An 11,800-nucleotide genomic window follows, 5' to 3' on the forward strand; every position below is an offset into this window, starting at 1 on the left:
GGAGGTTTTCGAGATGAATTATTTAGAACACGAAAAAACAGTAAAATATGTTGATGGGTTGTTAGCACATTCGCAAGACTGGCAATGGATGATAGATGAAATAGAAGGCTGTTTTGAAATTAAAGAAGTTCATTCTTGGAAACAGTATTTAGGTGAATATGGTCCTATGAGGACGGTATTTGAATATTTTGTGAAGATTTTACAAGTTTGTGATAAAAATTGGATATTTTCAAAGAAGGAATTTGAAGAAATATGGGAAATCGCAAAATTTTATATTGGAAGTATTAGTGCTAATGAATGCAAAGATAAAGTGTCAAACATTCAATGTAAACTTTTCTTCTTTTGCGTATGGATAACAAAATTAGAAAATACTATGGTATCAAATGAAAAGAAATATTTGTATGATATCAGGTTATTAACTCAGAAAAACTTTTTTGAATTGATTAAATGTGATTCTTTATTGGAATCCGAATCTGAATTATTGAATTATGCCAAAACGATACCAATTGCTGATATAGATATTTCGATAAAAAATTTACAAGATAATTTAGAACAAGTGGAATATCCTTGTGATACCAAATTTTTAGATCAATATAGAAAAGAGATATTAAACTATAATTCTTTTTCTTTTCAAAGCTTAAATGATAAACCTTGCCAAACCTGGCAAGAATTATACCTTTTAGATATGTTGAGAACATCTTTTAGAAAAAGAAAAATTCAACCTATATATGAAAGCGGCAATGAATCGGTTCCGGATATATCTATGTGGAGTGAGGAAATTCTTGATGCTATAAAAAGATATTTTAATCATATAGTGGCAGACTTTGTGATAGAGTCTATTTCATATATCAAATTTAATGTGGAACCATCGAAAGAGGTAAAAATGCTTCATTGTGGTCTTTTGCTGAAGGCAATTGAATCGGGTGAAGAGATGTATAAAATTTTCACAAGTTCTTCATATTGTATTTTGTCTTACTTATTTCAGGATAAATTAATGAAAGAGTACAATAAAGAAGATAATTATATTAAGTTGCTTAAAAAGATACAGGAATGGAAAGAGCCAACATGGCTTATTAAAATGAAAGATGATGGCTATCCGATTTCTAAGGAACAGAAAAGAATGATAGCAAATTTTTACGATGATAAGTATAAGCAAATAGACAATGTTTTAGCAATTCATGAATTACTAAATTATCTTAAGGATAAAGTGGCAACAAGAACAATTACAACAGAGTATCTTAAAAAAGTCCATGAAAAGTTTAAAAAATATACAGAAGAGAATAGTGTTGATGTTGCAGCTGTTTATTACCAATATATGTTATTTTTGATTGACATTAACCAAAGTAATCCGAATATAGATAAGAGAGTTGTTCAAAAAGAGATGTTATATATACAACGAGAATGGCAGGAAAAAACGTATAGCAGGTTATGTGAAAATATGCAAAAAATTTCATATGAGCAGAATTTTGAGTCGGAACAACTTGAAAAATATAGTGAAATAGCTTTAACCAATCCTATTTTTTTCGCTCAAAACTGCACCCCTACTTCGGAAAAGGCTTTACTGCAGATAATGCAAGATACATCAGAAAATGTACTCATACATTTATGCAGAGGAATGATATTGAGTCCGATATATCCAGTAGAACGGGATAAAGTCGTTTATGAGCGACATGAGATTGATGGCAGGCTATTGGAATATATAAAAAATCTAAAACATAAAAAGGGATATACGTTGTTGAATCAACTTGATGATGAAGTGCTTGTTGGTTGTATCCATAATCGTTATAAGACCAAAACTTTGAGTAGTGTTTCGTTATTTGTTAAAGAAGAAAAATTGTATAATATCGTAAAGACGGAAACTCCAATGGAACTGTTACCATATTCGGACAAACTTACGTTGGCGATATTAACACAGTTGTTCCCTGTATTGGAAATAAAAATACGTGAATTGGTAACATTATTTGGAATATTTCCTTTTAAAAAGAATATGGAGCAATTTATGCAATATAATGATCCAAGTTCATTGTTACGTGAACTGTTAGAGATGATTTGGGGTGAACAACAAAGTTTTGAAAATGTACCGGATTTAATATACGTTTATAATATTATGTATAATAGTAATTCATGTAATGTTCGTAATGAATGTATTCATGGAAGAGCATATTTATCAGGAGGAGATTTAAAGTTTGCATTCGTAGCAACATTATTTGCAATACATATGGTAGCATTTCGAATAAAAACGATAAAAGATAATGTCAGTGATATTATTGTTTTAGATGAGGAATAGTTATGAGAAGAGCTTCTTATGCGAATAGAAAATTGACAGATGAAGAACAGAAAATTGTTAAAGAAAAATACAAAATGATAGCTTCATTTGTAAGACGGAACCGGCTAAAGCCGATAGATGAATGGGAAAGTTACTTGGCACAGTATTATATTCTGGCAATTATGAAATATACAGATTATGAACATTTGCATCAATATGGTATAGAAGCAATTATTTATCAGTCTTTGAAAAGTGCAAAGGGAAATTACTATAGTAAAATGTACAGATCTAAGAGAAGACCAGAAGGTGGATTCCTGTATTATGATGAGCAGGATGGCAAAGATGCATATATTTCTGGATTTATGGTGGAAGCCCCGCCAATCGGAGTAGAGAAGATGGCTATTAGTAACTATATAGTGTATGACATATATCAGGAAATCGAATCGGAACGCCAAAAGGTGATTATAGGTATGTTGATGGCTGGATATAAGAAAGTCGAGATTGAAAGATATCTGGATATTACATATTATCGGTTGCAACAAGAACTGAAAAATATTCGAGAAATGATTGGAAAGTTCTACTATAATCAATATGAATAAATAATATTAAATAACAGATAGGAGCTAGCAAAAATGGATTTACAAAATATACAGGATCAACTGAATGCGGAATTTTCGAAGCCGGACACCCGGATCATATTCTGGTTCGATGACAAAGGCGAGTACGAAGACGAGGTATCGGAGATTCAGCTTGACAATGCAAAATTACATATTTTAGACGGAACCAACTGGTTTTATTCCAAATGGCTGTTAAATGAGTCAGATACAGAAGGAAAATATCTTGTATATGCACCATTTTCCAAACCAAGTGATGCGGAAAATCCATTGGCAGATATGTATTTTTATTCCATTCCGTATTACACGGATCGGATCTCGCAGATGTCGCAGGAACTTGGAATTGACAATAAGTTCAAAGAACATCTGGCGCAGTATAGCAATTTCTGGAAAAATAAAAATCGCATAGAGAAATTTAAAGAGCTTGGCATAGACCATTTCAATGTAGAAACCATTGATATTGGTCTTGTTGCCGTACTTACAGATGTGAAAACTCCGAATTTTGAAGAGATTATCAAACAGTTGATATTGAACGATCATGAGGCATACATGAAGGCGTTAGAGGACAACGGAATTATAGAAAAATTCTGGGAGCTGTGTAAGAAATATTTCGGATATCAGTCCGAGAATCCGAAAGTGGAAGACCTTGCGGCGTGCATGCTGATTACCTATGCGTCAGTCGCATTGAAAGACACATTACCGGAAGTGCTGGAGTCCTATGTTCTGAAAAAAAAGAATGATGTGGTTGTATTTGTGCGTAATTTGATGGACAATATATTGTATCAGGAGAATTACGATATTTTAGCGGAAAAAGTGGACAAGACGCTGCGGGTGACTTCAAGGATCCAGGATGCAATTACAAAAGGTGAAAATAAAGCAAAAGATCAGTCCGCACAGTTGCTGGATGTTGTCAACTGTGATGCGTTCCGTGGATTAGATAATATCTTAATCAACTGGATGCTGGATCAGTTAAATGATGAGATTTTAGACGCGCAGATTGACGGCATGAATATCGCGCAGATCGCAGAGCAGAGGATGGCAAAATCCTGTCATTTCGGAGAAGTATATAAAAATGAATATCAGGCGATCAAATATGCATATCAGTTGATGAAAAATATTTCCTTGCTGGAAATTTCAAGTGATCTTAAGACGATAGCAGCGGATTATCAGAAGCATACGTATTTGATCGATTCTTATTATAGATGGTTTTACAATGCATATGACCAGATGGAGGAAGCAGAGCTGTTTGCAAATGTAAGAGAACGTATAGAAAATATGTATTCTTATATTTATTTACAAAAGATCACGCCAAAATGGAATGAAGCGTTGATGGGAAGCAATGTCGCAGATACGGGATTAAAGAAACAGGAAGATTTCTATAGAAATTATTTGAAATCTTATGAAGGAAATAACCGTGTAATTGTGATTATTTCCGATGCACTTCGGTATGAGTGCGCAAAAGAATTGCTGGAAAAGCTGGAATGGGATGAAAAATGTACACCGAAGATGGAGTGTATGCTTGGAGAACTGCCATCGGTTACGGCTGTCGGAATGGCAAGTTTACTGCCGCATAAAGAGTTGGCAGTTGATGAGAAATTAAATGTGGCAGTTGACGGGCAACCATGCGGCGATTTGAATGCAAGGGACAAGATACTGAAGTCGCAGAATGAAAATAACGTGGCGCTGGCTTTTGATGAAGTGATTCATGCAAATCGGACCAAGGTGCGTGAAATGCTGCAAGGGAAAAATATTGTCTATATTTATCATAATCAGATTGATGCCAGAGGGGACAAGCCGGCAAGTGAAAATGAAGTATTTCATGCGTGCGCGGAAGCCATTGAAGAGATCCACCGGCTGATCCACCGCCTTACGGTATGTATTTCTGCACCGAAGTTTTTTATAACAGCAGATCATGGATTTTTATATAAGAGAGACAAGTTGCAGGAATTTGACAAAGTGGCTTACAACAAAGAAATGTGCAAATACAGCAACAAACGTTTCCTGCTTACAGTTGAAGAAATGGGCGGCGCAGGCGTAAAATCAAGGACAAGAGAGTATGTCAAAAACTGTTATATAACGACGCCGATCGGAACGGATATTTTCAAAACGCCGGGCGGCGGGCAGAATTATGTACACGGCGGCTCGTCTCTGCAGGAAATGTTGGTTCCGGTAATAGAGCTTACGACAAATACCAAATCCGTTGCATATGATTATGTGAATGTGGTACTTACTTCATCCAATCGAAAAGTAACGAATCTGATCACATATTTTGACTTCATTCAGACAGAGAAAGTGACAGATACGATGAAAGCGAGAAGTCTGGTGGCATATTTCACGACAGAAGACGGAGAGAAAATATCCTTTGATGTGCCGATCGTGGCGAACAGCCGCGAAGATGCGCCGGAGAAGAGATCGTTCCATGAGAAATTTACATTGAAGTCCAGAGAATATAAATATGGCGACAAATATTATCTGGTGCTGGCAGATGCAAATGATGAGAAGAATATTCTGCAGCAGTATGAATTTATGATTGATATTGCATTTGTGGATGATTTTGGATTTTAAAATATAGATATTGTGCAGGAGGAAACAGTACATGAACAAGAATGCGATAAAGAAATTCGCGATAGAAGCAAGAATTAAACTGATTGATTCGGTTACCGATAAAGCTGGTATGCTTGGCATCACAGCAGAAGCATGCAGCGAACCGATCACGAAGGGAGCAGACTTTGAAGTCTATCAGACGACTGCGGGAACAGAAGTGACACTGAATAAAAGACAGTGTGAGCAGAGAAGACGACTGGTAGCTCAGATTGAATCCCGTGGTTTTGAGGCGGTCGTAGAAGAAGTCGCTTATACGTGGTTCAACAGAATCTGTGCCATCCGTTTTATGGAAGTGAACGATTATCTTCCAAACAGAGTTCGTGTACTTTCTTCCGAAAAAGAAGGAAAAATGGAGCCGGATCTTGTGACACAGGCACCGGAGGTAGATTTAGACCTGACGGCACAGGAAAAAGAAGAGATCATCAACTGGAAAATGAGCGGCTCATCCGAAGATGCGGATAAACTGTACTGTAAATTATTTCTGAAACAGTGCCATCAGTTGCATGATATCCTGCCGGGACTGTTCGAAGACGATTCCGACTATATGGAATTACTGTTTGGTATTTCTTATACAAATAAAGATGATGTCATCTACATGCTGGTAAATCTGGAAACAGGTATTCCGGAAGCTGATTTTAATGTATCCATACTGGATGGAGAAGGCAATCCGACAGGACAGGTGGAGATCATTGGCTGGCTGTATCAGTATTACAATACAGAATTAAAGGATGACACCTTTGCAAAACTGAAAAAGAATGTAAAAATCACAAAAGAGCGAATCCCTGCGGCAACCCAGCTTTTCACACCGGACTGGATTGTTCGCTATATGGTAGAAAACTCAGTGGGAAGAATCTGGATTGAGCATTTACGGGCAGTAGATCCAAGTACCGATGAAAAAGCAATGGCAGAAAGATTCGGATGGAAATATTATCTTCCGGAAGCAGAACAGGAAGAATCGGTAAATGTAAAGTTAGCAGAAATCCGAACTACATACAAAGATCTGAAACCAACGGATATTACCTGTATTGATCCATGTATGGGAAGTGGACATATCCTGATCGCTATGTTCGATGTGCTGATGGACATCTATGAAAGTGCCGGTTATGACAAGAGAGAAGCAGCATTTGAAATCGTAGAGCATAACATTCATGGACTGGATATCGACCAGAGAGCCTATCAGTTGGCATACTTTGCAGTTATGATGAAAGGACGTGGCTATAACAGACGATTCTTGCGTGGAAGAGATGATAAGCCGGAGCCGAAAGTGTATGCGATTGTAGAGAGTAATGAAATTAACCGGAATCATCTGCAGTTCTTCGGCGCACATATGAATGATACTGAGAGAACGCAGGCACAGACGCAGATAGAGATTCTGTTAAATACATTCGCAGATGCGAGAGAATACGGATCTATCCTGAATGTAGATGAGTGCGACTGGAATAAATTAGAACAATTCTTAGAAGATCTGGATACAGATGGACAGATATCATTTGAGAGCGTCGGAAGTGAAGAGACACAGAATCAGTTGCGAAAGTTAATAAGAGTAGCGAAAAATCTGGGACAGAAATATGATGCAGTAGTGACAAATCCTCCGTATATGGGCGCTTCTGGAATGGGAGCTAAACTGTCCAGATATGTGAAGACACAATATCCAAATTCAAAATCAGATATGAGTACGGTATGTATGGAGCGAGCAACTAATTTTTGCGATGTTAATGGTTTTTGGTCTATGATTACTATTCCTGGATGGATGTTTTTATCTAGCTATGAAGAATTTAGAAAGAAATTATTGTCTAATCAAACAGTAATTAATTTAGTACATGTAGGAAGAGGTATTTTTGGTTCTGATTTTGGAACTACTTCTTTTATTTTTAGAAAAAAATATATCAAAAAATTTGAGGGACAATATAGACGTTTATTCAATAAAACAGGAGAAGTTGAAACAGTGAAAGTACGTGAAAAACAATTTTTAGAAGGTAAAGGGAAATTTAGGGCTAAGCAAGATAACTATTATGAAATATCAGGAAGTCCTTTTGCGTATATGCTTTCGGAAAAAATGTTTTCAACTTTTAAAAAAAGTCAGATTAGTGAATTTTCAGATAGTAGATGCGGAATGAATACGGGGGATAATGATAAGTTTATTAGGTATTGGTATGAAATAAATTATGAATTATTTAATTATAATTGTAAGTCTATAGAAGAATTTCATGAATCACAATCTAGATATGCAGTTTACAATAAAGGTGGCGCATATAGAAAATGGTATGGAAATTTAGAATATGTAATAAAATTTGATAAAAAACATTACAATATACTTCTTAATCAGGGGAATCATTTGCCTTCAAGACAATACTATTTTTTACCGTGTATAACCTGGACGGATATGTCCATTAAGGGAGTAGCATTTAGATATGAACCGAATGGAAGTGTATTTGATGGATCAGCGGCAACAGCTTTTCCGTATAAGGAAGAACATATTGCATATTTATTGGGATTACTTAATTCTGTATATGTTGCATATATTGCACCAGTATTAAATCCTACATTACACTTTAAACTTAAAGATTATTCAAAAATTCCATTAATAATGGATGAGTCATTTTTCGAGATTGTGAATAAAGATGTGAAGATGTGCATTGAAATTTCTAAAAAAGATTGGGATTCTTTTGAAACATCATGGAGTTTTATACGACATCCTTTGATACAATTTGAAACAAAAATATCTGAAAGTTACAAATTTTGGAATACAATATGTGATACGAGAATTTTGGAATTAAAAGAAAAAGAAGAAGAACTCAATCGTATTTTTATTGATATTTATGGATTACAAGATGAACTTACCTCAGAAGTTGAAGAAAAAGAGGTTACGGTTCGGAAAGCAGATTTATCCAGAGATATTTGCAGTTTTATTTCTTACGCAGTTGGCTGTATGTTTGGACGGTATTCTCTTGATAAAGAAGGTCTGATTTATGCCGGTGGTGAATGGGATAGCAGCAGGTATCAGACATTCCTTCCAGATGACGACAATTGTATTCCAATCACCGATGAAGAATATTTCTCAGATGATATTGTTGGACGTTTCGTAGAATTTGTAAAAACCGTCTACGGCGCAGATACGCTGGAAGAGAACCTTGATTTTATTGCCAACGCATTAGGCAACAAGGGCGATACTTCCAGAGAAGTGATCCGCAACTATTTCCTGAAAGATTTTTATGCGGATCATCTGAAAGTATATCAGAAGAGACCGATTTACTGGCTTTTTGACAGCGGAAAACAGAACGGATTCAAAGCACTAATTTACATGCACCGATACAATGCCGATACTGTAGGCCGTGTAAGAACCGATTATTTACACCGGGCACAGAAGTATGTAGAGACGGCTATGCAGAGCGCGCAGTATACGATTGATAATGCATCATCTGCATCTGAGAAATCAAAAGCAACAAAAGCAGTAACCAAGTATACCAAGCAGCTTGCAGAGATGAAGATTTACGATGAAGCGATTGCACATATTGCCAATCAGAGAATAGAGATCGATCTGGACGACGGCGTGAAAGTCAATTACGCAAAATTCCAGGGCATAGAAGTAGCGCAGGAAGGCAAAAAAGCATTAAAAGTAGATCTTTTGGCGAAACTTAAATGATGAAAGATTAAAGAACTGTGGAAAAGAGAATCGGTATTGGTATTGCAGAGCGTGATTATACAAAATTTATCAGTAAAAAAGAAAAAATGTTTTTGAACTGGAAGAGCAAATAATAGGCAGAAGAGAAAAAACAATAGGAAATTGGGTGAAAGTATAAGATGGGTACAGTTGATAAAATTAAAGAGCTTATAGAACAAATGTCTACAATTAAAGATAATTTTCACGTTGAAAATGGCCTGGCTTTTTCTTCTTATGATTGGAGCGAAAGAAAAAAGAAGACATGTTATATGCAAGTTGAAAAAATAAGCGATGATCCAGAATTCATGAAATGGCGTGATGAATTAGTATTATCTCTGTTGCAATTAAAAAAAGATAATTATATTGATGAAGTAATAAAATTACTTGAAAAATTTAATGGTTGGTCTGATAAAAAAGAATTTGAACAAGTAGAATCTAAACTTAGTGTATTGAAAGAACACATAGAAAAATATGCAATAAATTCAAATGATTTGGAAATCGTGGATGAACGGATTCAGGAGGAAAAATTAGTCAATAAAGTACTAAGAGCTGTTTCAAAGCTACAAAGAAATCATGCATATGATTTACAAAGTTCTGAAAATGAAATGAATGATTATATTCGTGATATTTTGGATGAAACTTTTGAAACAAAAGATCAAACAAGACAAGGAGAATCGGAAGAAAAAAGCGATGCAGGAGAAGTAGATATTCAAATCTATATAGATGGAAATCCCGTAGTAATGATAGAGGGGGTAATCTTGAAATCTGTATTAAAAGAATATTTAAATAAGCACATAAGGAAAGTACTTGTAAATTATGATCCGAATGGTTGTCCATATGCCTTTATAATAATTTATTATAAAGGAAATAATTTTATAGATTTTTATGATAGGCTTATCGTACATTTGAATCAATTCCAATTTCCATATGAACGTTTGAAGGAAATAGTAGATGTTGATATAGAATATGCAGAATTAAAACATGCTCAGACTGTACTATTAAGAAATGATAAAACAATACGGTTGCATTTTTATGTAGTACATATTGTTTGATTAAATGGTATTTGAGATATATTTAGAAGAGGTGAATACATGGAGATAAAATATCCTGAGAAACCAGAAGAATGGCCAGTTAATGCTAGAGAATATGTATTAGATAGAGTATTAACTGCAACAGAAAAATTTCGCGATAATCCAAGTTACATCACGAAAGAACGACTGCTTTCGTGGATTAGTGATTATGATTTGAATCAGCGATCCTATTTGGGACGATATAGAGTAACTGAATATGAAGTATCTATAATCAATACACTTTATTTTTACGGAGCAATGTCAAATATAAATGCGTTGAAAGCATATTTATATGAGTTGGTTGGTGAAACAGCTAGATTGCAAAAAAATGTGGCCTATATGTCTGAAGTTATTAATGAAAAAGAAGGAATCGGTATTGCGGCATATGAACAAGGATTAGTGTTGCAACTTAAATTGTATTATTTTTCATATCTAAAATTTACGGTAGAAAAAAATAAGAGTTTCGCTGAACAATTGATTTCTGTAGTAGAGGATAGTATGAATCTTTCAAAAACAGCAGAAGAAATTGACACTATAACTAATGCATATGTCAATTTGTTAAACGATATAAGTTATATGCACGGAAATTTGAGAAATGGAATATGGAAATTTGAACGAAATGAGCTGAAGAAACTTTTCGCATTAGAAGCAAGAATTATTGAATTAAATAAGCAGTCTCCAGTTGTAAGACCTTTAAAAGGCGTTCTTATGACACAATTAAGTAACTTTATATTGAAATCGAGAAATAATTATAATGAGGACTATATTTGTAAGTATATATCAGAGGACGTTGCGCGAGAATCTATAAAAAACCATGAGATTTGGATGCGCAAGACACAAGATCTTAATGATGAGAGAGAACAAAAGGTTATTCCGGAGTTATTTGAAGATTCATCATGGATTAAGGTGAATTGGGCTAAAGATATTGATTTTACAGCGATAAGAACATATTATGTTTCTTCATTTAGTAAATCATATGATAATCCAGATATGCAGAAGGATTATGGTAAGTGTGTATATGGATACAAAGGAGATCGCTTGGTGGAACTTTTAGCTCCAATAAGTATACATCATTTAAAAAGGAAAGATAATGCTGATACAAGTCTGCCGTTAAGAACAACAAGACCATTTCTGTCACAGGTAATTGCATTTGATGTTTTATATGATCGTGATGCAGCAAAGCAGGAATTGAATTTTTTGATGGATATTATCGACAAGTTTAAAGTGTCAAATCAAAACAAAAAGAAATTTTTAGAGGAAATATTACAATACTGGATATTATCAGTCAAAGATTCAAAATGGGAAAAAGAACGAGAACGTAGGTATGTTTTGTTCATATATCTAGAATACGATTATAAAGAAATAGAAATAGATGATGGGTGGTTAAAATTGAAAACATCAATTTTTCTATTACCTGATTTTATTTTAGGTAATAATCCATCTAAAATAGAAATTCAGCGACAAATAGATGGAAGCAAATATTTCGCTCATACATTAAATAATACAGTTGTTGCTCCACCGAGAATGTTAATCGCGTTCTTGGAGAACAATTTACAGGCTGACGGATCTGTCAAGATTCCGGAAG

Annotated in this window: 5 protein-coding genes and 1 pseudogene; all 6 read left to right on the forward strand. The window is 34.7% G+C overall.

Features of this window, described 5'->3' with window-relative positions; translation table 11 throughout:
• The first annotated feature begins 13 nt into the window (after positions 1 to 13).
• Positions 14 to 2,287 carry a hypothetical protein gene (locus H8S07_RS11345; protein ID WP_186856042.1) on the forward strand — a complete coding sequence of 758 codons (2,274 nt, stop codon included), beginning with the start codon at positions 14 to 16 and terminating at the stop codon, positions 2,285 to 2,287.
• A 2-nt stretch (positions 2,288 to 2,289) separates the two neighbouring features.
• Positions 2,290 to 2,865, forward strand: coding sequence for a hypothetical protein (locus tag H8S07_RS11350; protein ID WP_186856043.1), 576 nt, complete (start codon positions 2,290 to 2,292; stop codon positions 2,863 to 2,865).
• Positions 2,866 to 2,898: 33 nt separating this feature from the next.
• The gene (gene pglZ, locus H8S07_RS11355; RefSeq protein ID WP_186856044.1) at positions 2,899 to 5,445 is read left to right on the forward strand and encodes a BREX-1 system phosphatase PglZ type A; all 2,547 of its coding nucleotides are present in this window, start codon (positions 2,899 to 2,901) and stop codon (positions 5,443 to 5,445) included.
• Between the two features lie 31 nt (positions 5,446 to 5,476).
• A complete protein-coding gene (gene pglX / locus H8S07_RS11360) occupies positions 5,477 to 9,127 on the forward strand; it encodes a BREX-1 system adenine-specific DNA-methyltransferase PglX (RefSeq protein WP_186856045.1) in 3,651 nt (1,216 codons plus the stop codon).
• 158 nt (positions 9,128 to 9,285) lie between these two features.
• Positions 9,286 to 10,197: a hypothetical protein gene (locus H8S07_RS11365; protein WP_186856046.1), complete on the forward strand. Its 912-nt coding sequence runs from the start codon at positions 9,286 to 9,288 to the stop codon at positions 10,195 to 10,197.
• A 39-nt stretch (positions 10,198 to 10,236) separates the two neighbouring features.
• A pseudogene (locus tag H8S07_RS14515) lies at positions 10,237 to 11,800 on the forward strand (hypothetical protein); the annotation flags it as partial.

The organism is Dorea hominis, from assembly GCF_014287705.1.
Taxonomy (GTDB): domain Bacteria; phylum Bacillota; class Clostridia; order Lachnospirales; family Lachnospiraceae; genus Dorea_D; species Dorea_D hominis.

Excerpts from the sequence above, each read along its gene's own strand:
- H8S07_RS11365 (WP_186856046.1), top strand. The coding sequence starts at position 9,286 with ATGGGTACAGTTGATAAAATTAAAGAGCTTATAGAACAAATGTCTACA.
- H8S07_RS11345 (WP_186856042.1), top strand. The coding sequence starts at position 14 with ATGAATTATTTAGAACACGAAAAAACAGTAAAATATGTTGATGGGTTG.
- H8S07_RS11350 (WP_186856043.1), top strand. The coding sequence starts at position 2,290 with ATGAGAAGAGCTTCTTATGCGAATAGAAAATTGACAGATGAAGAACAG.
- pglZ (WP_186856044.1), top strand. The coding sequence starts at position 2,899 with ATGGATTTACAAAATATACAGGATCAACTGAATGCGGAATTTTCGAAG.
- pglX (WP_186856045.1), top strand. The coding sequence starts at position 5,477 with ATGAACAAGAATGCGATAAAGAAATTCGCGATAGAAGCAAGAATTAAA.